Genomic DNA, 26,191 nt, shown 5'->3' with positions numbered 1-26,191 from the left:
GCCGATTAAAAATCGCGTTTAGCCAATAACTTTCGGCTGATAAAAGCTAATAATAAAGTTAACAGTAAAGGAATAAGTGCAATATTGATGAACTTTAATTTACTACCCAAAGCATCGATATCTTTATCAAGTTGGTGGCGTACTTCGCGTAACTCTTTGCGAATTTCGAGCTTTTGCGCTTGGAAATCTTCAAGTGCTTGTCTTTGCTCGTCATTAAGTACTAACTCGCCATTATTTTGATTACTTAACTCTTGTAGTTGTTTTTCAGTATCTTCTAAACGCTTTTGTAGCATTTGCTCTTGTTCTCTAAAACGCTCTTCTGCTTGAGCAGTGATATCTTGCACCACATCAAATGGACGAGAGAATTTACCACGAGCACGAATACTGATCAGATCTGAACTACCCGCTAAGTTTTCAATGCTGTTAGCCAAGAAGTCACCGTTATTTGCAAATGGGTTAAGAATTGTCTGGCCAAAGAAGTTCTGTTTCTGAACCCATAAGCTATCTGCTAATACGTCAGTATCCGCAACAAGAATGATGTTAGTTTTAAGGTTTTCAGTTACTAAAACTTGACCATCAACTAATTCGACAGACTGGTCTTTAAAGGCAGATTGCACTTGACCAGATACTCTAGCCGCTAATGTATATTGAACTTCTGTTGGTTTAAATTGACGACCTAACATTCTAGGGTCGTGCAATACCCCATAAGTATCTGCATCAATTAAACCTGTATGAGTGCTGGAATGGATAAGTGGGTAAAAATCGAAACTTGCACCTTCAGCTTTTTCGAAGAAACCAAAAGAAGCACCATTAAGTAAATTTAATGAAGAAACGGCAACGTCAGATTTATCAATGTTATCGGTTGTTAAGCCAAGGTAACCGTAGTGTTTACCCGTACCACCAGTTGGAAGGCGAATTTCTAATGAAGTAGCAGCATCTAATACAACTTGGTTAGCATCAAATTTGATACCCCAACCTTTCAGTAATCCTGCAAAGTCACTGCTGCTTTTGCCCACATTACCTTGAGCAGATGCAGTAGCAAACTCAGCATGAGGATCTGCAAATACAATTAGGTTGCCGCCTTTCATCACGTATTGGTCAATCGCTAAAGCCATTGATTCAGATAAGTTTTTTGGATGAGCAAGAATTAAAACATCTAAATTATCAGGTAATGCCGTAGCTTGTTCACCAATATCTTCAACTTCATACATTTGCGATAACTGGTCGTAGAAAACCCACGCTGGTTGTGCATTGGGGTTACGCGTCATCGGCGCAGCCATTGCATCGCCCATATAAGGCAAGCTGCTGATAATACCAACGTTAACTTTATCAGTATCACTTAACTTATAAATTAACTGACTGATGTCATATTCTAGGAATTCTTCTTTGGCAGGGTCAAAAAATGGAATGGCTACCTCGGTATCAACAGAGTTTGTTGCACCTAAACCAAAGTATAAACTATCGCCAGCCGCGCCTACTGTTACTGCAGTAAGACCAAAGCTTGCCGCTCTGTCTTCAGCTTCAGAGAAAGGTTCAGGGTCAATAATATGTAGTTTAATTTTACCATTACTCGCTAGAGCGTATTCCTCTAATAAATTCTGAACACGGTTAGCATAGTTACGGATATTTGGGATCCCTTCAGATGTTTTATCTGAAAAGAAGTAATACAAATTAACTTGTTCATCAATTTTATCGACAATTGCTTTGGAGCCCGATGAAATCGAATAAATATTGTTTTCTGTTAAATCGATTCTCGCCTTGTCGAAAATTAAATTATTAATTAACACTAAGCCAAGAAAAATGAGCGCTAAGGCACCTAAGCCAGCAGTAGATTGAAGTTTTTTCATGTTGTTATCCTCAGTCTAATCAGCTTTTTTCTGTTGAATTAACACTAAACCTGCTTGAAGCCAAACAGCGATAGCAATAACGAAATAAAGTACATCTTGTAGTGAAATCACACCTTTAACTAACGTTTGGAAGTGACTAACAAACGAAAGTGATGCTACAGCATCAAGAATAACGGCAGGTACAATGCCTTTAAGTGCATTCAGTACCATAGGTGTGCCAATTAATACAAAAATAAAGCAAACCACCACAGACAAGATAAATGCAATAACCTGTGATTTAGTCATTGCCGACATACACATACCGATAGCTAAAAAGGCACCAGCCATTAACCATGATCCCAAGTAGGAAGCGATAATTACACCATTATCAGGCGCACCGAGATAATTTACTGTGATCCACAATGGGAAAGTTAGCGCTAAAGCTAAAGCAAGCACTGCCCATGCAGCCAAGAATTTACCTAACATCGCCTGTAAAGGTGTAATCGGTAGGGTCATTAATAACTCGATTGAGCCTGATTTACGCTCTTCAGACCAAGTTCTCATTGCCATTGCTGGCACTAAAAATAGATACAACCAAGGGTGGAAGTTAAAAAATGGAGCTAAATCAGCTTGACCTCGCTCATATAAATTGCCGAAGTAAAAAGTAAACACGCCACTAAGTACTAAAAATATGCCAATAAAAACATAAGCAACAGGAGTGGCGAAAAAGCTTGAAAACTCACGCTTAAATAAAATTTTAATCATATCCATAACGTTATACCTGCGCCGTTAATGAACGGAATACATCATCTAAACGACCTCTTTCAGCAAACATAGCTGCAACAGGCCAACTTTCTGATTGAGATTTGGCGAATAACACTGCAAACAAACTTTCAGCATCATTTTGGGGAATCAGCGTAACGGCGTTATCGTCCTCAGATTCCAAAACTTCTTTGACTTCACTCAGTGCGTTTAAAACAGATGTATCAGGCTTACCTTCAGTAAACTTTAAAGTAATTGATTGGTGATACTTTGACTGCGCTTCTAATTCGAGCGGCGTGCCATCAAATAACTTTTTACCGCCTGCAATAATCACAGCTCGATTACAAACAGCGGTAACCTCTTCAAGGATATGTGTAGAAATTATCACTAGCTTATCTTTTGATAAATTTTCAATAAGCTTGCGCACTTGGTGTTTTTGATTCGGGTCTAAACCATCAGTTGGTTCATCTAAGATGAGGACTTTAGGGTCGTGAATAATCGCCTGTGCTAAACCGACGCGGCGTTTAAAACCCTTAGATAAATTATCAATCGGTCTATCTAAAACAGACTCTAATTCGACACTTGCGATCACATCTTTGATACGCTGAGTTTTTTCACTTCCTGTTAAACCACGAACATCAGCGATAAAAGATAAAAATTGTGCAGGGGTCATATCACCGTATGCAGGTGCCCCTTCAGGTAAATAGCCGATCGTTTTTTTAGCATCTAGTGCATGGCTATCTATGTTGAAGCCATTGACTTTGATTTCACCTGCACTGGGTTCTAGAAAACCGGTGATCATCTTCATTGTGGTCGATTTGCCGGCACCGTTTGGCCCTAAGAAACCAACAATATCACCTGGTTTGATGTCGAAAGAAAGGTTATCAACAGCGGTGAAATCACCGAACTGTTTAGTTAGATTGGTTATCTGGATCATATCTTCAAATGCTCCTGACTAATTACAATTAGCTCTTTTTGTGAGAAATGCTCGTTCAACCAGCATAATGTAAATAAAGTGTTAAATTTCACTTCAAGAGATTGCCGTTAATCGCGCTAAAACTCAAGTTATTTCGGCACTACAGCCGATAATTCGTCCAATAAAATATGATCTCGTGGCAAAATTTCAAGCCTTAGTGCTAATTTCTCGTTTAAATGCACACTTTTTAGCCATGTACGATTTTTCAGTTGAACTAGATACCTTTATAATATGGCTCCATTGTTCAATATAGAGAGCTTGTAGTGCAGTTAAAGCAAATCAACAAAGCGCGTTATCGCAAACATTTAAACCGAGTCATTATCGGCTGTATTATCCTTTTAACCGCCTTATCTCTGGGTATATCCACTACTGCTATCTATTTATTTACAGATAGAGAAGGCACTCATTTTTGGCATAATTTAGCGGGCGTAGCGGCAGCGGTTATTATCATTGTTCAAATATTGAAAAAATATCAGCACCACGATTACTTAACCGAAATCAAATACGTATGGGATTTAAAGCAAGTACTTAACCTTATCACTCGTCAGAACACTAAAATTCAACAAGCAGCTGATAACAATGAAAGAGATGCTTTGTTAATCACGCTATTTAGCTATAAAGGCTCGATGCAAGTTTATCAGTTGGATGACAATACCATCACAATGAGCGAGCTAAATAGAAAGTTATCGGTGTTAGAAGAGAAAATAGCAGATTTAAATTTAGACATTCAGGTGGAGCAATTTGATAAAACGCTATTAGAGCAATACAAATAGTCAAAGAAAAAAGCGAGTCTTTTAACGACTCGCTTTTGCAATGTTACTTGTTAGTTTGTTCCAATTTCGCTTTATTTTCTTGGTGCATCTCACGACTTGCCCCGCCAAAAATCTGTCCTAAGGATTCAAAGCCTTTTGCAATACTTTTCCCCATACAGTTAGTGTCATTTAGCGATCTGAGTGTAATATCATCAACGCGACCAGTAACAGTTAATTCATTATGGCCCTGAAAACGCTCAATTGCGGCAATGGTTTCAGGCGTATAGTGACCATCTTCCTGGTCATCATCGAGATACCCTAAACAATATAATTGACCTTGAGCCATGGCAACATCATGGCGCTCATATTGTGTTAAAGGACGATTCGTATTGACTGGTGGTGCTTTTTTAGGTGCAACTGAAACTGACTTTTTAAGTGCGGGAGGCGGCGTTGCCCCAGCAGCTAATTGATTATCAGGCGTGTAACGGTAGTATGTATCAGGTATTTGCTTGAGCATATGTTCGACAGCTTTACTGATCACTTCCCTTAATGCTTTTTCTTTAGGCGTATTAGACCACCCACTGATATTTGAACCGACTAAAGAGCCCCCAAAATTATAAGCAGCAGCAGATAAGTTAAAATCTTTACTGCCTCCTTCAACACTTGCAACCGATAAAATGCGTGAAGTACGAGTATCAACTAAGCGTAAATCAATTGCCATATGCGTGCCTTTAAAACCAGCAGATACGGATTGAACCATGTCGCCTAAAAAGCCACTTCCTCCAACACGAGCACCAGAGTTGTCATCAGAGAATTCTGTCACAGAGGCAAGCACTACAATTTCGGCTCCCTCAATTTCACCATAAGCAGCCGCAGTTGATGAACTGACACGACCAGCAACAGCGAGATCTTGCTCCGCAAGAACGACATCAAGATTAGCGCGTTCTAAAACAATAAAGCGATTGGTTTGTACTAAAGCCGTTGTTAATTGATCTGCCATGCCATCACCGATCTCTTTACTCCACCAATGACGGTTATTAGATTTGTCAGTAAAGCGAGCAACGGCAACTCTTGCTTTTAAGCCATTTGCATCTTCTTGCTGTACCTGATTGATATTTTTCTCGGCTGGTTCAGATGTCACAGTTGTTGACGTGCTTGAACACGCAATCAAAGACGTCGTTGCGAGTGCTAATAAGGCTAACTTAGATTTTATCACTTTCATGATAGCTCCTTTATCTATGTTTAAATTACCAACCCGCTTATGTGCTATTCCACAGCGCTTTGTTATAAGTGCACGGGCTTAATGGAGTAAAAATATACAGAAAAGGAGGGATCAATCGTTAGTACAGATACGAAAGCTTAGTATCACATTTGCGAAAAATTGATTTATTCACTGTACTGCTCTCGATATTGAGCAGCGGTGCAGTTATTCATGGCTCTAAAACAGCGAGCAAAATAATTTGCAGAGCTAAAACCCGTTCTATCGGCTATTTCTCCGATATTGAGTTTAGAGTGAGTAATTAAGTACTTAGCCTGCTCAAGTCTGTATTGACGTAAATACTCGTTAGGTGTGACCGCTAGCAGTGCCTTTGTTTTCAACTGTAAAGCTCGAACACTCAAGCACATATCATTGGCCAATTGCTCAATATTATAAACGGCATTGCCGTGGTGTTGCTCAATTAAGCGGTTTAAATGCTCAATAAATTGTTGGTCTTTAATATTTAAAACATCATTATGACCACCAGTCACCTCGAGCTTTCTAGTGGTATTATTGCGAAAACCAATCATTTGCTGCTGAATTTGCTTGGCAATCAAACTTCGAATACTCAGCAGGCGCTCTAACCTCAGAGATAACTCTTGAGGTTGGAAAGGTTTAGTTAAATAATCATCAGCGAGTAGCGTTAGACCTTTTAACTGACTATCTAAATCACTTTTTGCTGATAGCATTAAAATAGGAATATGACTTGTTAAAATATCTGCCCTAAGCTGACTCACGAGCTGGTAACCATCTAGTTTTGGCATCATCACATCACAAATAATACAGTCAGGGCTTGTTGTTAATGCAAGTTCAACCCCCTCTTCGCCATCACAAGCTAGATTTATGTGGTACTGAGTATTTAATAAGTCCGATAAATGATTCCGTATATCAGGGTTATCATCAATAATAAGTAAATGCTTTTTATCTGATGGAAGCAGCTTTTGAGTTTTTTCATCAGTAACAGGCTCCGGTAAATCAAAACCTGCCTTTTGCCCCCAATCGGGTTTGGATATTTCATATCCGGTTAATTCACTTTCGACTTTGTCTAACTCGTAGCAGGGTAAGCTAACGACAACCCGTGTGCCTTGACCGTGTTCAGATTCAAGCTCGATAACACCTTGATGATTTTCTACAATCTCTTTAACTAAATTTAACCCTAACCCCGTACCAGATACTTTATAATTTAAACGGCTATCACGAGAAAAACGCTCAAAAATGGTTGCCTGAGCCTCTTTAGAGATGCCCTCACCATTATCTTGAACAACCAGTTCAAGCTGATTATGCTCTGAATTAGGTACTAACTTAACGAATGTAGATAGTGTTACCTTCCCTCCACTTTCCGTATATTTAAAAGCATTTGAAAGTAAGTTAACTAGAATAGTTTCGAGACTATCTTTAGGTAATAACACAGCAATATCTTTTGAATTTTCAAAACTGAATTCAATATTTTTTTGCCGTGCCAAAGGTTCGAATGACTGAGCAATGAATTTTAAAATAGGGGAACCAGCCTGGTAAACCTTCTCAGTGGGTAATTGCTGCTGATATTTTGCAAGCTCGAGCATTTGCTCAACCATATTGAGTAATCGAACAGCATTGCGCTCTATGGTGTGAAGTGTTTTTAATTGCTCAGCGGATTGCAATTGTTTTTTAACTAACTGTAAGGGCGAGAGAATAAGTGTTAATGGCGTTTTAAACTCGTGTGATACATTATCGAGCAGCGTTTGCTTTGCCAACACCATTTCATTAGCTATTTCTGATGCCTTTTCAGCGTTTTTCTTTTTTAGATAAAGCCTTAAGATAAAAATAAAAAGAGACGCCGTAAAACCAAAATACAACAAGTACGCCCATGGCGTTGCCCAAGGTGCACTATCAATCGTGACTGCGAGTACTTTTGTTTCAGAAACTAAACCATTTAATAAAGCTTTAACTTCAAATTGATATTGGCCAGCAGGAATATTACTAAACGTTGCGTAGCGACTACTATCAGCACTAAGCCACTGGTCATCAAATCCTTTTAACCTATAAAGATAAGTGATTTTTTCACTATCAGAGAAGTTTAAAAACGAAAACTTCAAACTAAACAGTCTATCTTTGTAGCCGAGTTTCAGTAAATTTGCTTTATCAATTGCACCATCAAAATAGGTATTGGATGTCAGGTTAATCTGACTTTTATTGAAAACGGAAAAGTCAGTGATCACCGGATGAGATTGTTCAAGTTGTTCAAAACCTGAATTTATCAGTATTTCAGGTTCAAAGATGTTGTAGCCATTAACCCCAGCAAATGTAATTCTACCTTGCCTATTTTTACTCGATGCACCTAATAAAAATTGATTTGCTTGTATACCATCGGATAAACCAAAGCCTTGCATGGAAAATGATTCTGGATCAATTTTTACTAAACCTTTATTGGTACTAGCCCAAATATAACCTTGTTGATCCACTTCCAAAGCGAAAATATTGTCATTAGGCAAGCCATCTTGTTCTGTAAATTGGATAATCTGATTAGTGGTTAAATCTAAACGATTAAGCCCTTGCATCGTCCCAATCCAGAGGGTTTCGTTATTTTCTTTGAGTAGTGAAATCACCATATTGTCAGTGATTTGAGGATCAGTCCGATTATTGATAACCGTAAATTGACCGGTTTGCTGATTGAAAAAATTTAAACCGCCACGTGTACCTACCCAAAGGTTTTCATCGTCAACTAATAAACTAAATACAGTATTTTGGCTAAGGCTTGCTTCACTGCTATTAGCTTGGAAAATGCTCGTTTTCATCGTTTTAGGGTTAAATCGGGTTAAACCTTTGTTAGTCCCTAACCAAAGCGTATTATCTTTTGCTTCTGCTATCGCATAAATACGATCTGCTGAAAAATTTACATTGCCTTCTCTATTGGAAAAATGCTGAAAATGTCGAGTATCTGGGTTAAATAGGGCTAAACCTTCGCCGTAAGTACCCACCCAAATTTTTTTGTCTGACGCTTGCAGTAAACTAAATATATGATCGTTTAATAATGAACCTGGCTGCCCATCAGCTAAAAACTGCTCGAAAACAAGATTATCACGAGTGTAATTTAACCCTTTACGTGTGCCTAGCCAAAGACCACCATCGACATCAAACTTTAATGTACGAATAAAGTTATGAGACAAAGTAGCCTCACTCTTTGTCCTTTGCTTGTAGTGAGGCAATAGGCTGCGTTTAGCTTTAAGTAAATTGACTCCCCCACCATCAGTGCCAACCCAAAGGTTTCGCTGACTATCTTGATAAATACCAAATAAGTAGTTATTACTCAGGCTATTTACGGCGGTGTTATCTGACTGAATCAGTACAAGCTTACCTTCCGTATCAAGCTTATAATAGCCTTTACCATATGTAGAAAAGAATCGGTTTTCCTGATCATCGGTGAATATTTGCGTAAACCAAGTCGTGGATTCATCTTTGAGTAACTCGAACCTGTCGAGGGTATGATCAGATAATGTGTATAAGCCCTTTCTCGTTGCTAATAATAGGTTGTCACTATACTTATCAATACCTACATCAGAAATACTTAAACCTTCTGTTTCATCAACAAATTGGATACTTTGCAGGTCTTCAGAAACTTGATACAAGCCTTTATCCGTCGCAAGTAAAACTTGATTAGCATTAGCTAAAATAATCCTATTGACCTTGTGCCCTGTAGTAATTTTTAGTTTTTCAAATTGTTCAGTTTGATAATTAAATACAAAAAGTGCCCCAGAAGCACTTGCAGCAATTAAGCGCTCATTTACAAAGTTAAGTGCCCAAATAGCAGATTGTGAAGCGTCTTCATCACCCAATAACTCTGCGGTCAGGAAATGAGAAAAAGATTGTGATTCTGGTAGGTAGAGACTAATGCCGTTATTTGCAGTTGAAAAAAATAATCGTCCTAGATTGTCTTTTATACAACTGGTGATCCAATTACCTGAAATAGCATGCTCGCTACTATTGTTTTTAAATACTGTAATTTCATAGCCGTCAAACCGATTTAAACCTCCTTGGGTACCTATCCAAAGGAAGCCTTGATTATCCTCCACAAAACAAGTGGCAGACGTTTGTGATAAGCCTTGCTCTATTGAATATGATTCAAAATAGTGTTGAATTTGTGCACTGACTTGCTGAGAAAAGAAAAATAAACTGATTAATAACAGTAAACTACAACGCATTGTTCATTAATAATGTCATCCCTGATTAGTGCTCATATTATCAATTTAATGCTTTTGTAGCCATGCGTTTACACGATCAAAAAAGCCGCGATTTCAGCGCGGCTTTTTTAGTAGTCAGTAAAGGCTTAATTTAACCACCGAAGTCATCTAATAAGATGTTTTCGTCTTCTACACCTAAGTCTTTAAGCATACCAATTACGGCTGCGTTCATCATAGGTGGACCACACATGTAGTATTCACAATCTTCTGGTGCTTCATGATCACGTAAGTAGTTTTCATAAAGAACGTTATGAATGAAGCCTGTCAGACCTTCCCAGTTATCTTCTGGTTGTGGATCAGATAGGGCAACATGCCAATTGAAGTTGTCGTTTTCAGCTGCTAAGCCGTTAAAGTCATCTTCATAGAACATTTCACGTAATGAACGTGCACCGTACCAGAAAGAGATCTTACGCTTAGAGTTAAGACGCTTAAGCTGATCGAAAATGTGTGAACGCATTGGTGCCATACCAGCACCACCACCGATAAATACCATTTCGTTATCAGTCTCTTTAGCGAAGAACTCACCAAATGGACCAGAAATCGTTACTTTATCACCTTCTTTTAAGCTCCAAATGAATGAAGACATTTTACCAGCTGGTAATGAAAGGTTGTTTGGCGGCGGCGTCGCGATACGTACGTTAAGCATAATGATACCTTCCTCTTCAGGATAGTTAGCCATCGAGTATGCACGTAATGTATCTTCGTCAACTTTTGATTCGATATCAAAGAAGCCAAAACGCTCCCAGTCACCACGATATTCTTCAGGAATATCGAAGTCTTTATACTTAACATGGTGAGCTGGTGCTTCGATCTGAATGTAACCACCTGCACGGAAAGGTACAGATTCGCCATCAGGAATAGCAAGCTTAAGCTCTTTGATGAATGTCGCTTTGTTATCGTTAGAGATAACTGAACATTCCCACTGTTGAACACCGAAGATTTCTTCTTCTAATTCAATATCCATGTCTTGCTTAACAGCAACCTGACATGAAAGGCGACAGCCTTCTTTAGCTTCACGCTTAGTAATATGGCTTTCTTCAGTTGGTAAGATATCACCACCACCTGAATGAACGTGTACACGACACTGACCACATGTACCACCACCACCACACGCAGATGGGATGAAGATACCTTTATCAGCTAATACGCCTAATAATTTACCACCGGCTGCGGCAGTAACTGCTTTTTCTGGATCACCGTTTATCGAGATAGTGATATCACCAGTAGATACCAATTTAGATTTAGCCGCTAAAATGACTAAAACTAAAACAAGTACTATCGCGGTAAACATAGATACGCCGAGAATAATTTCCATCGACTTTTCCTCTAATACTTATCAACAGATGGCGAGGTCATCGCCATCACGTTTAACCTTAAAGTGAGATACCACCAAAAGATAGAAAGCCGAAAGCCATCAATCCAGTAGTAATAAATGTAATACCTAAACCTTTTAAGCCATCTGGCACGTCTGAGTATTTCATTTTCTCACGAAGACCAGCTAACAATACGATAGCTAGTGCCCAACCAATACCTGAACCGATACCGTAAACCACTGATTCACTTAGCGTTAAGTTCTTCGCTACCATGAATGATACGGCACCGAAAATCGCACAGTTTACAGTGATTAGAGGTAAGAAGATCCCTAATGCGTTGTATAAAGGTGGGAAGTACTTATCTAAGGTCATTTCTAAAATCTGTACCAATGCAGCGATTACACCGATAAAGGTAATGAAAGATAAGAAACTTAAATCAACTGATTCAGCTGGATCAGTAATACCTAACACGCCATCTAATGCACCCGGTGCTAAGATAGATTGATAGATGATTTGGTTAACAGGTACAGCGATACCAAGTACCACTACTACAGCTACACCAAGACCCATAGCTGTGCTTACTTTCTTAGATACGGCAAGGAATGTACACATACCTAAGAAGAAGCTTAATGCGATGTTCTCAATGAATATCGTCTTAATAAATAAGCTTAAATAATGTTCCATTAGATTAGCCCTTCTCTACTTGATCTGGTTTGATTTGGCGAATTGCCCAAATAATTAAACCAATAATGAAGAATGACGAGAATGGTAATACTAATAAACCATTCGCTTGGTACCAACCACCGTTTTGAACTAAAGGTAAAATTTCGATACCGAATAATGTACCAAAACCTAATAATTCACGGAAGAATGCAACCAACATAAGGATTAGGCCGTAACCTAAACCGTTACCGATACCATCAAAGAAGCTCACTACAGGCTTTTCTTTCATCGCAAACGCTTCTGCACGACCCATTACAATACAGTTTGTAATGATAAGGCCAACGAATACAGAAAGCTCTTTAGACAATTGGTAAGAGAAAGCTTTTAACACTTGGTCTACCACGATTACTAAAGATGCGATAATCGCCATTTGTACGATGATACGTACAGAACCTGGAATATGGTTACGAATAATAGAGATAAACAAGTTAGAGAACGCTGTTACTATAACTACCGCAATAGTCATAACTAAAGCATTCGCCATTGAACTTGTTACCGCTAATGCAGAACAAATACCAAGTACTTGAAGTGCAATTGGGTTGTTGTCTACGATTGGATTCGCGACAACTTTTTTCATGCTAGCATCGCTCATTAGTTAAGACCTCCAGCGCGGTAGTTAGTGATGAATGGGCCATAGCCTTCATTACCTAACCAGAAATGTAATGTACGCTCAACACCTTGGCTCGTTAATGTAGCACCAGATAAGCCATCAACACCGTGAACATCACCTTCTTTAGCACCACCTTTTACGATAGTAACTGCAATGTTATTTTGGTCATCGAATAACTTCTTACCAGGCCATAGAGCTTTCCATTTAGGGTTAAGAATTTCAGCACCTAAGCCCGGAGTTTCTTTGTGGTCTGAATAAACAAGACTCTTAACTGTGTTAAGGTCAGACTCTAAACCAACATAACCGAACATTAAGTCCCAAAGACCAGCACCAACGATAGGTAAGATAATTGTATCTACCGCACCTGCACCATCACGAACAATATAAACAACTGCGTTGTTTGCACGGCGTGAAAGACCAGCGATATCATCAGCAGGAACAACACTCTTAGAAGGGTCACGAGCATCACGACGCTCGTCAAACCCTTCAGCATCACCTTCGATGAACTGACCAGTGCTTAAGTCGATAAGTTTAGCTTCAACAAATTGCTTGTAAGTACCGTCAATATCTTTACCAGCAGTCTCTAAAAGACCAGCTGTTTCTAAGATTTTAGTTTGCTTATCAAGTTTCTTGTTAGCTATTTGTAATGGTTTTAATTGTACAGCGGAAACAGATACCAATGCCGCGCACACTAAACATACGGCAACAACGAAACCAACCGTTTTGCCAAAAGTTTCTTTACTAGCCACGAGCAAGTCTCCGTTTCACGTTTGACTGAACAACAAAGTAGTCGAACAATGGCGCAAATAAGTTAGCGAATAAGATAGCTAACATCATACCTTCAGGGAAAGCAGGGTTAACTACACGAACTAACACCACCATGACGCCCACTAAAGCACCGAAAGCGAATTTAGCTTTGTTTGTGTAAGACATAGTTACCGGGTCAGTCGCCATGAACATCATACCGAAAGCAAAACCACCGATAACAAAGTGCCAATGCCAAGGCATTGCAAACATTGCATTTGTATCACTACCAATTGCATTGAACAGTAATGAGGTTGCAACCATACCGCCGAACACACCGACAACAACACGCCAAGATGCGATACCTTTATAAAGGATCCAAGCACCACCTAGTAAAATAGCAGCTGTTGATACTTCACCAACAGAACCAGGGATGAAGCCCCAGAACGCATTCCACCAATCAGCATTCATTGTGTAGTCAACTAAACCTTGGTTAGCAGCACTTAATGCAGTCGCACCTGAGTAACCATCTAAAGCAACCCAAACTGTGTCACCTGAGATTTCTGCAGGGTAAGCGAAGAATAAGAAAGCACGGCCCGCTAAAGCAGGGTTTAAGAAGTTCTTACCTGTACCACCAAATACTTCTTTAGCAATAACCACACCGAATGTGATACCTAACGCAACTTGCCATAACGGAATAGTTGCAGGAAGAATTAATGCGAAAAGAATTGATGTTACGAAGAAACCTTCGTTAACTTCGTGTTTACGAACGGCAGCAAAAAGTACTTCCCAGAAACCACCGACGATAAACGTAGTAGCATAGATAGGTAAGAAGAAACATGCACCGTAAAGCATCATGCTAAACCAACCTGATTCAGGTGTTAATTGACCACCTAAAGCATGGAAGATAGCAACCTGCCAAGTATCAGCTAAAGCGTAGCCAGCAGCTAAGCCTTCAGCAGCTTGTAAACCAACGTTGTACATACCGAAGAACATTGCAGGGAATACAGCCATCCATACAGTGATCATGATACGTTTTAAGTCGATGCTGTCACGAACGTGTGTTTTACCCTTAGTTACATAACCAGGAGTAAATAAACCCGTAGCGATTGCTTCGTATAAAGCAAACCACTTTTCGTGTTTACCGCCTTTTTCAAATTGCGGTTCAATTTTTTCAATAAACTTTAATAAGCTCATGTCTAACCTTCCTTCTCAATTGTGGTTAGGCATTCACGAAGGATTTGACCGTAGTCGTATTTGCCAGGGCAAACAAACGTACAAAGTGCTAAATCTTCTTCGTCTAGCTCAAGCGCACCAAGTTGCTGCGCACCATCTGTATCACGAGCACATAAGTCACGTAATAACATTGTCGGTAAGATGTCTAATGGCATAACACGCTCGTAGTTTCCGATTGGAACCATTGCACGAGAACTACCATTAGTAGTTGAAGTCATGTTAAATAACTTACTTGGGAATAAATGGCTTAAGTAAGCACGAGTAACAGAGAATTTCTCTGCACCTGGCATCATATAACCAATAAACTGCTTCTCACGACCTTCAAGAATCAAAGAAACCTGAACGTGATAACGACCAAGATAAGCGTGAACACCGTGAGCATTAGTACCGATGAATACAGAGCCAGAGATAGCACGTAATTCACCTTCAGTAGCTTCACCCGCTACTAACTCATCGATGCTAGCACCCAGTTCAGTTTTAACTAAACGAGGCTTAACAGCTGCTGGACCTGCAATAGAAACGATACGCTCGTTATTTAATTCACCAGAAGTGAATAATTGACCGATAGCGATAACGTCTTGATAGTTGATAGACCAAACAGACTTCTCTGCACTAACAGGATCAAGATGGTGAATATGCGTTCCTGCTAAACCAGCAGGGTGCTTACCACCAAACTCATGTGTTTCAACACCGTTAGTTGAAGGTACAGAGCTCGCAGGAGCCTTACAAAGGAAAACTTTACCTTCAGTTAACTGTGTTAAGACAGTTAAGCCGTTAACGAACGCATCTTGATGTGTTGCGATAACAACAGCAGGATCAGCCGCTAATGGGTTTGTGTCGATTGCAGTTACAAAGATCGAGTTTGCTTTAGAGTCTAAAGCAGGGATCTTACTGAATGGACGAGTACGGAATGCAGTCCATAAACCTGAATTAACCAGGTTTTCTTGCGCTTTTTCACGACCTAAAGAAGATAATTCGCCTACAGAGTATTTAGCGAAAGTTTCTTGCTCTTGACCGTTTTTAGTGATCACTACAGATTGCAATACGCGTTTTGCACCACGATTAATCTCTGTAACTTCACCAGCGGCTGGGGCAGTAAATACAACGCCAGGGTTCTTTTTATCTTCAAAAAGAACCTGCCCTTTCTTAACAGTGTCGCCAACGCGAACACGCATAGTAGGGCGCATGCCGATGTACTCTTCACCAAGGACAGCAACTTTAGTGACGGCATTGCCGTCAGATATTGCTTGTTCTGGAGCTCCCGAAATAGGAAGGTCCAAGCCTTTCTTGATAGTTATCATAGGTTTGCACTTAATGTTTTAATGTTAAAACGAAAAAAATAAAACTACTTCTACATCTACGCACCATATCTTTGTTTTTATTATTCACTTTGGTACGTATTTAAAAATTTTTCATTCAATTGTGTAAGGGATTTCTTACATAATTAACCTGCGGATTTTAACACAATTTGCTAATTGCTCGCTATTGAATTTTAGTAATTTTCTTTCAACTTTCCATTAACTGATGATATTTCGACCATCAAGTTTAATTAAGCAACAAATTTAACAATAAATAATTGTCCACAAAAATAAAAAGCGAGGCATTGCCTCGCTTTTTAATTTTAAAATAAAGAATTAATGTTCAATTATTCAACTGTTACATCCACAAGAGGACTTACATCAGCGTCATAATCGACTTCTTCAAAATCGAAACCGAACAAACGTAAGAACTCTTGATGATAACTTACATAGTCAGTTAACTCATCAATGGTGTCGGTTTGAACTGCATCCCAAAGCTTTTGAACTTCATCTTGTACTTTGTCTTCTAGTTCTTTGTAGTTTTGACTTAAACGGCCCGCTTCATCAAAACGAGGGTTTTCGCCATATAAGTTTTCCCAGAATAAACCTGCAATTTGTTCGATAACACCTTCATAAGTGCCCTGCTCTTTCATCACTTTAAATAAAGCAGATATATATAGAGGCATAATAGGAATAGCAGAACTTGCTTGAGTCACAACTGCATTTAATGAAGTTACATATGCTTCACCAGAAATATCTTGAGTTAAAGTTTTGATTTCAGTTGCAGCGCGATCTAAATCTTCTTTTGCTTTACCAATTGTTGCATGACCATAGATTGGCCAAGTTAATTTTTTACCGATATAGGTATAAGCAGTCGTTTTGAAATTATCAGCTAAAACATCTGCTTCTTTTAAAGCCTTGATCCAAAGCTCCCAATCTTGGCCACCCATTACATCGATAGTGCCTTGAATTTCAGCTTCGCTTGCCGCTTCAACAGTTACTTCATCGATGACACGTTTGGATGTGTTCAAGTTCTTAGTCGTAATAGACTCGCCGATAGGCTTTAATGTTGAAGAATAAACCTCCCCCGTATCTGGATCAGTACGGCGAGGAGACGCAAGGCTGTATACCACGAGATCAACTTTACCTAAGTCTTGCTTAATTAAATCAATCGCTTTTTGCTTAATTTCATGTGAAAACGCATCACCATTGATATTCTTGGCATAAAGGCCAGCAGCATCTGCAGCTTTTTGGAATGCAGCAGTGTTGTACCAACCCGCTGAGCCCGTTTTCTTTTCCGTGGCAGGCTTTTCAAAGAAAACACCTAGAGTACTTGCGTTATTACCAAAAGCAGCTGTGATACGTGATGCTAAACCATAGCCAGTTGATGAACCGATAACGAGTACATTTTTAGGACCATTATCTAATTGACCTTTTGACTTTACGTACTCAATCTGACGGTTAACTGATGCTTCACATCCAACTGGGTGAGCATTAGTACAGATAAAACCACGTACTTTTGGCTGGATAACCATATTATTTACCCTATTTTATTTGATTTATATAGTGACAAGCCCAGTGTTAACTGGGCTCGGATTGTTTTTAGATATGGGGGAGCTATTTTAAATTACAAGTCGCCCATATAAATTAATTAGTTCTGTTCAAGCTGGCGATTTTTGTAGTATTCAAATTCACTGAGGTTGTGATACTCACGTGCTTGTTGATAAAACTGCTGGTAAGAGTCATTTACTTTTTTCGCAAACGGGTCTTTTTCAACGAGTTCATCAATCACTTGTTTACTCAAGACTCTGAGTTCTGTGACAACATCTTGCGGTAAACTTCTCACTTCCACGCCGTGTTCATTTAACAGCGATTGTAAAGAAGCGTGATTTCTCGCCGTATACTCATCTAGCATGTCAGTATTAACAGCTCGAGCAGCCGCTTTGACGATAGCTTGTAAATCTTTTGGTAAACTTGCTAAGGCATTTTTGTTAATAATGAACTCAAGCATTGAACCAGGCTCATGCCAACCTGAAATATAATAGTATTTAGCGGCTTTGTGTAAACCAAAAGCTAAGTCGTTGTATGGACCAACCCATTCAGTTGCATCAATTGCGCCAGTTTGAAGTGCAGTGAATAGCTCTCCACCCGGTAAATTTACTGGCACACCACCTGCGCGCTCTAACACATCGCCAGCAAGACCAGGAATACGCATTTTAAGGCCTTTTAAATCATCTAAAGAATTGATTTCTTTATTGAACCAACCTGCCATTTGCACCCCAGTATTACCACCAGCCATAGGTACAACGCCCATAGGTTCGTATAACTCAGTCCATAATTCAAGGCCACCACCATAGTGGATCCAACTATTCATTTCTTGTGCATTCATGCCAAAAGGAATACTACAGAAAAAAGGTGAAGCAGGCATTTTGCCTTTCCAGTAGTATGCACCGCCATGACCCATTTCAGCGGTACCTGAGCGCACAGCATCGAATACTTCCATGGCAGGCACTAATTCACCGGCACCATAAACTTTTACATTCAAACGACCATTAGACATTTGCCCAACGTATTCGGCAAACTTTTCAGGCCCTGTGCCTAAGCCAGGAAAGTTTTTCGGCCAAGTCGTAACTAACTTCCAGTTATAAGTTTTCTGTTCAGCTTGCGCTTGCGATGAGGTTTGTTCACTTCCACATGCGGTAAGTAATAAAGTAGAAATAGCTAAAATTAGCGTGGAAAGTTTTTTCACATGTACTCCTTTTTATAGTGATTCTGAATTTATTTCGATACCTTGCTGTTCCATCAGCAGCAGAGAGTAGATCTCTCTTGCTTTAGTTAAAGCCTGCTCTGGAAATTTAAGGCCTAAATGTATTTTTTCTTTAGCAACTGAACTGCGCACCTCAGCTTCAAACTGGTAAAGTTTGCCTGCTAAATTATCAAGCTGCAAGCTAAGCTTTACATCAGATCCCTGTAAACGCTCTGCGAGTGCTGAAAAATCACTCTCTTCGTTTTTACTTTCCGATTCAAACTGGACTTCACACTTACATCCCTCCGTCGACCAGTCTTTAATTAAGGCTGAGAACTTATTATGCTGATCATCAAGTTGACCTATAAAATCTGTAGGGATCCTTGCTTGAGAACGAAGCTGTTTAGCATCAACTTGAGCGGGAAACTCTAAAATAAGCAACGGCTCTTTCGGTGCTATATGTGTAACCGCCTTAATAGGCACTTTAAAGATAATAAAATCTAACTTAGTCGGGTCTAAAATGCATCTTACCGTGACAGCCGTTCCTTTTTTCATAGCCATCTGATCGTGCTCTTGGGTTAACCTTGGCATTTTAAGTAAGATACTTTTTTTGTATATGCACCCAACATACTCCGTTCGCAAGGTAACGGCTTTGTGAACTAAATTGATGAAGTGTATTTCTACTGGGGTAGATGGTTTTAATTCTAAAAGCCTTTTCATCGAATTAATTGAGTCCTTTTCAATTAGTCTGAGTACACTCTTTTAGGCAGTTCTGTGGCTAACTCTGGCCAAATTGATAATAAAACAAGAACAACCACTTGGATTAAAATAAAAGGTATCACACCTTTGTAAATTTGCGCAGTTGTCACCACTTTATCTGCAACGCCGCGTAAGTAGAACAGAGCAAAGCCAAATGGCGGGGTTAAAAATGAAGTCTGTAAGTTAATTGCAATCATTATACCCAACCAAATTGGATCGACCCCCATAGCAAGCAATACAGGGCCAACAATGGGCACTACAACAAAAGTGATTTCTATAAAATCAAGAATAAAGCCTAATAAGAAAATCACCAGCATCACAACCAAGGTTGCTCCAAACACACCACCAGGCATATTACTAAAAATAGAGTGAATGAGTTCCTCACCACCAAAGCCTCTAAATACTAAAGAGAAAATAGAGGCGCCGATTAAAATCAAGAACACCATAGCGGTCACTCTTACGGTTGACTGAGTAATTTGCTGAATTTGGGCTTTATTAAATGCACCTCGAATAATGGCTAAAATCATAGCGCCAAAAGCACCGACGCCGGCGGCTTCTGTCGGAGTAGCAAAACCGAATAAAATAGACCCAAGTACCAAAACAATCAATAATAAAGGCGGGAATAAGCTCTTAATCAGAGCAATTAAATCGAGCTTGTTCTCATCATCAATTTCGACTTTAGGGATCCAGTCAGGTTTAACAAAAGCAATCGCAAGGATGTATAACATATACAAGCCCACTAAAATCAACCCCGGAATAATTGCCCCTACAAATAAATCACCTACCGATACACTCTCAGGTGAGAATATTCCCATGTTAATTTGCGCTTGCTGATAAGCACTCGATAAAACATCACCCAGCAGTACTAATGCGATAGAGGGCGGTATAATTTGACCTAATGTACCCGTTGCACAAATAGCGCCGGTAGCAACCGATGGGTGGTATTTTTGCTTAAGCATTGCAGGAAGTGACAATAGCCCCATTGTCACGACTGTTGCCCCCACAATACCTGTACTCGCGGCTAACAATGCCCCCACTAACACCACACTAATGGCAAGACCCGCTCTAACTCGGCCAAATAGCTGCGCCATAGCCAATAATAAATCTTCAGCTATACGTGATTTTTCAAGAGTGATCCCCATGAAAATAAACAGTGGCACAGCTAACAAGGTTTGGTTGTTCATAATGCCGAATAAGCGGCTAGGTAAAGCGTTTAAAAAGCTTGCATCAAATGCACCAAATAAGCTCGCTACACCTGCAAATAATAGCGATGTGCCACCAAGTGCAATCGCAACTGGGTAACCAGACATCAACACTAAACAAATAACAACAAACAGTACCAGAGATAAGTATTCCATCTTATTTTCCTCCTACTGCTTGTTCTTTTGCATCATTAACCAATACACATAGTGATTTGAATGTTTGCGATAGCCCTTGTAAAAACAGAGTGACGGTAAAAGCAATCATTAAAGATTTAAGAAGATAAACAAAAGGAAGGCCTCCTGCTTCAACGGATTTCTCCATAATTCGCCAAGCTGCCGCTACGTACGACCAGCTCATAAAACAGATGAATATCACCACTGGCATCAGTAAAAAAAGGTGCCCTAATAGATTGACCAAAGCTTGTTTTTTAACATTAAACTTTCGATAAAACACATCTACACGTACATGTTCATCATGTTTTAGCGTGTATCCAGCGCCGAGCAAGAAAATACAAGCATGAAGGTAGATAACCGCCTCCTGCATTGCAATTAAACCGATATCAAAACCGTATCTCAGCACGACGACAGTGGTCATCATTAACACCATTAAAAGTGTTAACCAAGCCATCGTTCGCCCCAATAGTTCAGAGAAACCATCGATACGACAGGAAATGTTTTCAAGTAAAGCAATCATATTGTTATTTTTATTATATTTTTTAGAGGTTAATGGCTAAAAACTAAGCTAAGCGAATAGTTATGCAGCATTTAACCTAAAATGCCTCACTAACTCAAGTTTATGAATGCTAAATCCTTTCACTTAAAGTAATTTTTAGCATGTATAGGGAGATAGAGATAAGTGAGAAGCACCACTAGTGCTTCTCAACTAAGGTATTTTGTAGGTAGATTAAGCTTTTTTACTGCCACCTAAACAATTAGGAGAAAGCGGCACTGAGTCTTTGCGCTCTACCCACTCTTCTGGGGTGTAAGTATGCATTGCCAATGCATGAATGTCCTCTGCGAGCTCTTTTGCTAAACATTCATTGACCAAACGGTGGCGACCAATTAAGCGTTTACCATTAAACGCATCACTGACAATGACCACTTTAAAATGCGACTCCATTGCAGGACCAGAATGCATATGGCTTTCATTGATCACATCCAAAACATCAGGTGTGAATGTACTGGTTAACTTATCGGTAATTTGCGTTTGTATCTTCATCATGCGCCTCTTTTATCACTAGCTAACTTTCTTAAACTACCTAGCGTTGATGATTTGTCTAAAAGTTAAGTTAAATCGAGGTGAGTTAACCTTCATACGTTTTGGTAAAGCATGATACCAGAAAGTCTGAGTAGTGCCTGCCATCAGTAGCAAACTACCATGAGTAAGCGCTAAATTGAGTTGTTCACCAGTGCTTTTATGCTTGAATTTAAAATCTCGCGTGGCACCAAAACTCAGCGATGCAATAACACACTCTTTGCCAAGCTCGGTTTCATCATCGGCATGCCATCCCATATTGTCTTGCCCGTTGCGGTATAAATTCCCCAGTACCGCATTGTAAATAGGCTCATAACCTAAAATGTCACGTGATAGCTTTTCGACTTGCCGCTTGATATTCAATAAAGGGGCTTGCCAAGGTAAAGCTTTAAAAAGTGTATTCGAATAGGTATAGCTCAAACCTTCATCACCATAAAAAGATTGCAGTCTTGGTGTGAGTACAGACTTACCATAAACTTCAATCGATACTTGTTGCCAATTAAGTTCATACAGCTGATGGTAATATTGGTCACTTTGGGCCTGCGAAAAAGCAATAGGTAGATAAAACACCTTAGCATCAGGCATAGCTAAAGCCGTATTGCCTTCGTTTTGATTACTTTGGTTTGATTCGAATAAATCTATCTGCATAACAAGAAAATACGCTTTGATAACGACTAAAGTACATATAAATTAAAAAAATTGATAAACTGAGCCGTTTTTGGCTGTACAAGAGTATTTGAACCCCGTGCAAACCCCTACTTCATTTGAAACACCATTATCAATAAATAATGAGAACAGTTCGACCCAAGAAGACACCCGCACATTAACTTTGTGGCGCTACCCTAAACAGGCAGATGATTCGCCGCTACAAGCATGGGATACGGCAGATGCATTATTACTCAATACCATTAAAGTGTACCTTACAAAACAAATAAAAATATCCATTATCAATGATGGATTTGGTGCGTTAACCACCAGCCTTCTGGCCGCCAACCACAAACTAAGTAGCTATACCGATTCAAAAGTATCAGCGCTTGCAAGTATCCAGAACTGTCAAGTGAACCAATTGGATAGTAAAGCGGTTACATTTTTACCAAAACTCAATCCGGATGAAATCTCTGATTCGTTAATTATCGCCAAGCTTCCAAAAAACTTAGCCTTTTTAGAGTTTATCCTGAAGCAGTTAAACCAAGTTACAAAAGCTATCGACATTGTTTTTTCGGCTAAGGCCAATGATATCAATGCATCGGTTAAAAAACTCTTTAGTCGATATTTTGAAGTAGTAGATATCAGTTTAGCTTGGAAGAAAAGCCGCACTATTACCCTGTCAAAACCAGTTGCAAAACCTTACTCTCAGTTTAATTATTGGCAAGCAACAGATACTAAATCATTGGGGATCAGTTTATATAATGCACCTAATGTATTTGCTCGAGGGAAACTTGATATTGGTGCAGCTTTTTTCATTGAACATTTACCCAATGCCGAGAATAAAAAAGTAGTGGACCTTGCTTGTGGTAATGGCGTTTTATCATTGGTACTTGCCAAGCACAATCCAGACATTAGCCATTTAACACTGGTTGATGAATCTCAAATGGCCGTTGAATCAGCGAGCTATAATTTTGAAAAAAATGCGCTAACAGTACCCTCTTTAGCATTTAAGCAAAACGATTGCCTGAGCGAATTTGAACCGGAGTCTGTTGATATTGTTATTTGCAACCCACCGTTCCATCAGCAAAAAACTATCACCGACCATATTGCTTGGCAAATGTTTAAAGATGCAAAGCGAATTTTGAAAAAAGGTGGCGAGTTACGTATTGTCGGTAACAGGCACCTAGGCTATCACATCAAGCTGAACAAGTTATTTAATCATTGTCAGCAAATTGCCAGCAACAGTAAATTTGTGGTGTTAAGCACCGTTAAAAATTAAGGATTAGTTATGAAACCAAATGGGTTAACGTTATTTATATTATCAGTTTTACTATTTTGCATGACGAGCTTAGCCATTGCCGCCAGTAAAAAAGACTTGCAGGAAAATATCCTTTACCCGAGGGTCAAATTTGAAACGTCACTTGGCGATTTTACTGTTGAGTTAGACCGTAGAAAAGCTCCTCTAACCGTCAATCGTTTCTTAACATTAGTGGTTGAAGGCGAATATGAAGGCACTATTTTTCATCGACTGATTCCTGGTTTTGTTGCTCAAGCAGGCGGATACGACAAAAACTATGAAGGTTTACCCGTTCACGAACCGATTCACAATGAAAGTGGTAATGGCCTTAAAAATTCTTATGGCTCCCTTGCAATGGCAAGAATGAATGACCCACACTCAGCAACTCGACAGTTTTACTTCAACTTGGGTGATAATAAACACTTAGACCCGGGTAAAAACTGGGGTTACACCGTGTTTGGGGAGATTGAAGAAAACTTTGAAGTGCTTGAAAAGTTGGAAGAATTACCAACCGATTTTAACAAAGAGTTAAATCAACCAAACGTGCCTGTGCAACAAGTTGTAATAAAACGTATTACATTACTACCACCTCTCTAAATCAAGGCTATAATTATTACTAGTGTTCGAGTATAGGGCTTGAGCTTAGTAAGGGGGCTTTGCTAAGTGGTATTGCAAATGAAAGTGAGTCAATTTATTGAATTAAAACGCAGACAGATTAGTTTCTATGTCACTGCGTTTACTCATCAAACACTGCCCTATTCTGAGTTGCACCTGTTTCTCTGGGACACGTTAGAAGAGTGGCAGCAAGTAAAAGTCACGCAAAATGAACCTTACTCAAAATACGAACGTGTCTTTTGGCATTTGATGCATTTATTGAGTTATTGGTCAGAAAAACAACTTCTCAAAGATCAATACCTTAGAGATGAGTTAACACTGTGTGTTGAATTTTTAGATGGCGAGGGGTGTTTCCCTGTCGATTGCGTAGGTATTCGCCCTTAGTTGTTTTTAGTATCAAGCCTAGCCGTAGTTAACTTTTCGCGTTACCCTTTATCACTTTATAACGTTATCGGATGACGCATCAGCTTTGAACTGGCTCAAATCACTTTCCATATACCTAGAACCGAGAGTACTTACTTTACTCATCTTAGGTTTTTCTGCAGGTATTCCCCTACTACTGGTTTTTTCAACTTTATCTTTTTGGTTAACAGAGGCCGATATCAACCGCAGTGAAATCGGCATGCTAAGCTGGGTTGCTCTAGCCTACGCAGTGAAATGGGTATGGGCTCCGCTGGTTGATAATCTAAAGCTCCCCATTCTTTCTCGCCTATTAGGTAGAAGAAAGTCTTGGATGCTAGTTTCTCAGATTGGCATACTCGTAGGACTAATAGGAATGGCTTCTAGTGATCCTTTACAAGGGATCTGGACCTTGGTCTTTTTTGCTTTGGTCTTGTCTTTCAGTTCAGCTACGCAAGATATTGTTATTGATGCTTATCGCATTGATACCGCTCCCGAAGAGCTTCAAGCCGCTATGGCCGCCAGTTATTTAGCAGGCTACCGTATAGCAATGATTGTATCAGGAGCGGGCGCATTAGCATTAGCCGCTTATTTTTCTGGTGATGATACTGGTTACATCAGACAGAGCTGGAGCCAAACATATCAAGTTATGTCACTGTTGATGATCCCTGGCCTATTAGTAGCCGTATTTGGCAAAGAACCTAAAATAAAGAAACACAAACCTGGAAAAGTCAGTTACCACAACAATGCTTTGTTAAATTTTTTAATTTGGATGAAGAAAGCTTTTGTTGAACCAATAACCGATTTTTTCATTCGTTATGGTAAACATGCATTACTACTATTAATGTTAATCGCCATCTATCGAATGACAGATGTGGTTATGGGCATCATGGCGAACCCATTTTATGTAGATATAGGTTTTACCAAAGGCGAAGTTGCAGCCATAGCCAAAGTATTTGGTGTCATTATGACCTTGGTAGGAGCTGCAATCGGCGGAATATTAGTCAGTCAAAAAGGCACGTTATTCACCTTGTTCGTAGGTGCTTTATTGACGGCTTCGACCAACCTGATATTTGTTGTTTTATCAAAAACAGGCCCTGATTTGACATGGCTTACCATTGTCATTTCCGTTGATAATTTAAGTGGTGGTATTGCAACAGCAGCCTTTATTGCTTTTTTATCAATGCTTACTAATAAAGATTTTTCAGCAACGCAATATGCAGTCTTTAGCTCAACTATGTTACTGCTACCTAAGTTTGTGGCTGGTTTCTCAGGCTTCTTTGTAGAAGCATTCGATTATACTTGGTTTTTTATTGGTTGCGCTTTAATTGGCTTACCAGCTTTAATATTGGTAGCTGTTTTAGCTAAACTAAATGCTAAGCATCAGTTTTTAAAGGTTAAACACTCAGAATGATACGATTATTTATCCTCTTACCTATTATCACCTTTGGCCTTTGGTTTTGGTATCTCAAGGCAAATGGTTGGACCGTTTCTCAAGGCATGAAAGGTTTTAAAATAATCTTCGCAATAAATGCGGTTGTGATCGGTTTCTTTA

General features: G+C 39.4%; 23 protein-coding genes. 5 read left to right on the top strand and 18 right to left on the bottom strand.

Annotation, left to right across the window (positions count from 1 at the left end):
* Positions 1 to 5: 5 nt before the first annotated feature.
* The 3 genes from HR060_RS12165 to HR060_RS12155 are packed head-to-tail and all read right to left on the bottom strand — an operon-like array spanning position 6 to position 3,525.
* Positions 6 to 1,847 carry a Gldg family protein gene (locus HR060_RS12165; RefSeq protein ID WP_174200568.1) on the bottom strand — a complete coding sequence of 614 codons (1,842 nt, stop codon included), beginning with the start codon at positions 1,845 to 1,847 and terminating at the stop codon, positions 6 to 8.
* Positions 1,848 to 1,862: 15 nt separating this feature from the next.
* Positions 1,863 to 2,597: an ABC transporter permease subunit gene (locus HR060_RS12160; protein WP_174200567.1), complete on the bottom strand. Its 735-nt coding sequence runs from the start codon at positions 2,595 to 2,597 to the stop codon at positions 1,863 to 1,865.
* A 4-nt stretch (positions 2,598 to 2,601) separates the two neighbouring features.
* Positions 2,602 to 3,525, bottom strand: coding sequence for an ABC transporter ATP-binding protein (locus HR060_RS12155; RefSeq protein ID WP_174200566.1), 924 nt, complete (start codon positions 3,523 to 3,525; stop codon positions 2,602 to 2,604).
* Positions 3,526 to 3,827: 302 nt separating this feature from the next.
* On the opposite strand from HR060_RS12155, the gene HR060_RS12150 reads away from it, so the two are divergent.
* Positions 3,828 to 4,337, top strand: coding sequence for a DUF3087 family protein (locus HR060_RS12150; RefSeq protein ID WP_174200565.1), 510 nt, complete (start codon positions 3,828 to 3,830; stop codon positions 4,335 to 4,337).
* A gap of 43 nt (positions 4,338 to 4,380) precedes the next feature.
* Here HR060_RS12150 and HR060_RS12145 read toward each other — a convergent pair whose 3' ends face one another.
* From HR060_RS12145 to HR060_RS12075, 15 genes are all read right to left on the bottom strand, one after another.
* Positions 4,381 to 5,538 carry a CsgG/HfaB family protein gene (locus tag HR060_RS12145; protein ID WP_174200564.1) on the bottom strand — a complete coding sequence of 386 codons (1,158 nt, stop codon included), beginning with the start codon at positions 5,536 to 5,538 and terminating at the stop codon, positions 4,381 to 4,383.
* A gap of 164 nt (positions 5,539 to 5,702) precedes the next feature.
* Positions 5,703 to 9,752 (bottom strand): hybrid sensor histidine kinase/response regulator transcription factor, encoded by a 4,050-nt coding sequence (locus HR060_RS12140; RefSeq protein ID WP_174200563.1) that lies wholly within the window; start codon positions 9,750 to 9,752, stop codon positions 5,703 to 5,705.
* Positions 9,753 to 9,882: 130 nt separating this feature from the next.
* A complete protein-coding gene (nqrF, locus tag HR060_RS12135; protein ID WP_174200562.1) occupies positions 9,883 to 11,106 on the bottom strand; it encodes an NADH:ubiquinone reductase (Na(+)-transporting) subunit F in 1,224 nt (407 codons plus the stop codon).
* Positions 11,107 to 11,164: 58 nt separating this feature from the next.
* Positions 11,165 to 11,788, bottom strand: a complete 624-nt coding sequence (nqrE, locus tag HR060_RS12130; RefSeq protein ID WP_174200561.1) for an NADH:ubiquinone reductase (Na(+)-transporting) subunit E — start codon at positions 11,786 to 11,788, stop codon at positions 11,165 to 11,167.
* Between the two features lie 4 nt (positions 11,789 to 11,792).
* Entirely contained in the window at positions 11,793 to 12,419 is a 627-nt protein-coding gene (locus tag HR060_RS12125; RefSeq protein ID WP_174200560.1) for an NADH:ubiquinone reductase (Na(+)-transporting) subunit D, read from the bottom strand.
* Positions 12,419 to 13,192: a Na(+)-translocating NADH-quinone reductase subunit C gene (locus tag HR060_RS12120; protein WP_217434921.1), complete on the bottom strand. Its 774-nt coding sequence runs from the start codon at positions 13,190 to 13,192 to the stop codon at positions 12,419 to 12,421. Before HR060_RS12120 ends, HR060_RS12125 begins: the two co-directional genes overlap by 1 nt.
* Positions 13,179 to 14,378, bottom strand: a complete 1,200-nt coding sequence (locus HR060_RS12115) for an NADH:ubiquinone reductase (Na(+)-transporting) subunit B (protein WP_174200558.1) — start codon at positions 14,376 to 14,378, stop codon at positions 13,179 to 13,181. The genes HR060_RS12120 and HR060_RS12115 overlap by 14 nt, the downstream gene beginning before the upstream one ends.
* Positions 14,379 to 14,380: 2 nt before the next feature.
* Positions 14,381 to 15,718 (bottom strand): Na(+)-translocating NADH-quinone reductase subunit A, encoded by a 1,338-nt coding sequence (locus HR060_RS12110; protein WP_174200557.1) that lies wholly within the window; start codon positions 15,716 to 15,718, stop codon positions 14,381 to 14,383.
* A gap of 344 nt (positions 15,719 to 16,062) precedes the next feature.
* Positions 16,063 to 17,250, bottom strand: coding sequence for an enoyl-ACP reductase FabV (fabV, locus tag HR060_RS12105; protein ID WP_174200556.1), 1,188 nt, complete (start codon positions 17,248 to 17,250; stop codon positions 16,063 to 16,065).
* Between the two features lie 116 nt (positions 17,251 to 17,366).
* Positions 17,367 to 18,464 carry a TRAP transporter substrate-binding protein DctP gene (locus HR060_RS12100; RefSeq protein WP_174200555.1) on the bottom strand — a complete coding sequence of 366 codons (1,098 nt, stop codon included), beginning with the start codon at positions 18,462 to 18,464 and terminating at the stop codon, positions 17,367 to 17,369.
* Between the two features lie 12 nt (positions 18,465 to 18,476).
* Positions 18,477 to 19,181, bottom strand: coding sequence for a PilZ domain-containing protein (locus HR060_RS12095; protein WP_174200554.1), 705 nt, complete (start codon positions 19,179 to 19,181; stop codon positions 18,477 to 18,479).
* A 23-nt stretch (positions 19,182 to 19,204) separates the two neighbouring features.
* Positions 19,205 to 20,578, bottom strand: a complete 1,374-nt coding sequence (locus HR060_RS12090; RefSeq protein ID WP_174200553.1) for a TRAP transporter large permease — start codon at positions 20,576 to 20,578, stop codon at positions 19,205 to 19,207.
* 1 nt (position 20,579) lies between these two features.
* Positions 20,580 to 21,116: a TRAP transporter small permease subunit gene (locus HR060_RS12085; protein ID WP_174200552.1), complete on the bottom strand. Its 537-nt coding sequence runs from the start codon at positions 21,114 to 21,116 to the stop codon at positions 20,580 to 20,582.
* 210 nt (positions 21,117 to 21,326) lie between these two features.
* Positions 21,327 to 21,641, bottom strand: a complete 315-nt coding sequence (locus HR060_RS12080) for a BolA family protein (RefSeq protein WP_174200597.1) — start codon at positions 21,639 to 21,641, stop codon at positions 21,327 to 21,329.
* Positions 21,642 to 21,677: 36 nt separating this feature from the next.
* Positions 21,678 to 22,325, bottom strand: coding sequence for an alpha-ketoglutarate-dependent dioxygenase AlkB family protein (locus HR060_RS12075; RefSeq protein WP_174200551.1), 648 nt, complete (start codon positions 22,323 to 22,325; stop codon positions 21,678 to 21,680).
* 97 nt (positions 22,326 to 22,422) lie between these two features.
* On the opposite strand from HR060_RS12075, the gene HR060_RS19775 reads away from it, so the two are divergent.
* The 4 genes from HR060_RS19775 (at position 22,423) to HR060_RS12055 (ending at position 26,050) form a co-directional block, all read left to right on the top strand.
* Positions 22,423 to 23,604 (top strand): methyltransferase, encoded by a 1,182-nt coding sequence (locus HR060_RS19775; RefSeq protein ID WP_174200550.1) that lies wholly within the window; start codon positions 22,423 to 22,425, stop codon positions 23,602 to 23,604.
* A 9-nt stretch (positions 23,605 to 23,613) separates the two neighbouring features.
* Positions 23,614 to 24,219 (top strand): peptidylprolyl isomerase, encoded by a 606-nt coding sequence (locus HR060_RS12065; RefSeq protein WP_174200549.1) that lies wholly within the window; start codon positions 23,614 to 23,616, stop codon positions 24,217 to 24,219.
* Between the two features lie 78 nt (positions 24,220 to 24,297).
* On the top strand, positions 24,298 to 24,621 hold the full coding sequence (locus HR060_RS12060; RefSeq protein WP_174200548.1) for a hypothetical protein: 324 nt from the start codon (positions 24,298 to 24,300) through the stop codon (positions 24,619 to 24,621).
* A gap of 85 nt (positions 24,622 to 24,706) precedes the next feature.
* Positions 24,707 to 26,050: an AmpG family muropeptide MFS transporter gene (locus HR060_RS12055; RefSeq protein ID WP_174200547.1), complete on the top strand. Its 1,344-nt coding sequence runs from the start codon at positions 24,707 to 24,709 to the stop codon at positions 26,048 to 26,050.
* The last annotated feature ends 141 nt before the right edge of the window (positions 26,051 to 26,191 follow it).

The sequence above is a fragment of the Marinifaba aquimaris genome, from assembly GCF_013328345.1.
Classification (GTDB): domain Bacteria; phylum Pseudomonadota; class Gammaproteobacteria; order Enterobacterales; family Alteromonadaceae; genus Marinifaba; species Marinifaba aquimaris.
The sequence above is the reverse complement of the archived record's forward strand: the minus strand, read 5'-3'. Positions and strand labels throughout refer to the sequence as shown.

Bases quoted from the DNA above. Each gene is read 5' to 3' on its own strand.
- HR060_RS12125 (WP_174200560.1), bottom strand. From the start codon at position 12,419: ATGAGCGATGCTAGCATGAAAAAAGTTGTCGCGAATCCAATCGTAGAC.
- HR060_RS12165 (WP_174200568.1), bottom strand. From the start codon at position 1,847: ATGAAAAAACTTCAATCTACTGCTGGCTTAGGTGCCTTAGCGCTCATT.
- nqrE (WP_174200561.1), bottom strand. From the start codon at position 11,788: ATGGAACATTATTTAAGCTTATTTATTAAGACGATATTCATTGAGAAC.
- HR060_RS12095 (WP_174200554.1), bottom strand. From the start codon at position 19,181: ATGAAAAGGCTTTTAGAATTAAAACCATCTACCCCAGTAGAAATACAC.
- nqrF (WP_174200562.1), bottom strand. From the start codon at position 11,106: ATGGAAATTATTCTCGGCGTATCTATGTTTACCGCGATAGTACTTGTT.
- HR060_RS12115 (WP_174200558.1), bottom strand. From the start codon at position 14,378: ATGAGCTTATTAAAGTTTATTGAAAAAATTGAACCGCAATTTGAAAAA.
- HR060_RS12080 (WP_174200597.1), bottom strand. From the start codon at position 21,641: ATGAAGATACAAACGCAAATTACCGATAAGTTAACCAGTACATTCACA.
- HR060_RS12060 (WP_174200548.1), top strand. From the start codon at position 24,298: ATGAAAGTGAGTCAATTTATTGAATTAAAACGCAGACAGATTAGTTTC.
- HR060_RS12075 (WP_174200551.1), bottom strand. From the start codon at position 22,325: ATGCAGATAGATTTATTCGAATCAAACCAAAGTAATCAAAACGAAGGC.
- HR060_RS12145 (WP_174200564.1), bottom strand. From the start codon at position 5,538: ATGAAAGTGATAAAATCTAAGTTAGCCTTATTAGCACTCGCAACGACG.
- HR060_RS12155 (WP_174200566.1), bottom strand. From the start codon at position 3,525: ATGATCCAGATAACCAATCTAACTAAACAGTTCGGTGATTTCACCGCT.
- HR060_RS12090 (WP_174200553.1), bottom strand. From the start codon at position 20,578: ATGGAATACTTATCTCTGGTACTGTTTGTTGTTATTTGTTTAGTGTTG.
- HR060_RS12085 (WP_174200552.1), bottom strand. From the start codon at position 21,116: ATGATTGCTTTACTTGAAAACATTTCCTGTCGTATCGATGGTTTCTCT.
- HR060_RS12065 (WP_174200549.1), top strand. From the start codon at position 23,614: ATGAAACCAAATGGGTTAACGTTATTTATATTATCAGTTTTACTATTT.
- fabV (WP_174200556.1), bottom strand. From the start codon at position 17,250: ATGGTTATCCAGCCAAAAGTACGTGGTTTTATCTGTACTAATGCTCAC.
- HR060_RS12140 (WP_174200563.1), bottom strand. From the start codon at position 9,752: ATGCGTTGTAGTTTACTGTTATTAATCAGTTTATTTTTCTTTTCTCAG.
- HR060_RS12160 (WP_174200567.1), bottom strand. From the start codon at position 2,597: ATGGATATGATTAAAATTTTATTTAAGCGTGAGTTTTCAAGCTTTTTC.
- HR060_RS12110 (WP_174200557.1), bottom strand. From the start codon at position 15,718: ATGATAACTATCAAGAAAGGCTTGGACCTTCCTATTTCGGGAGCTCCA.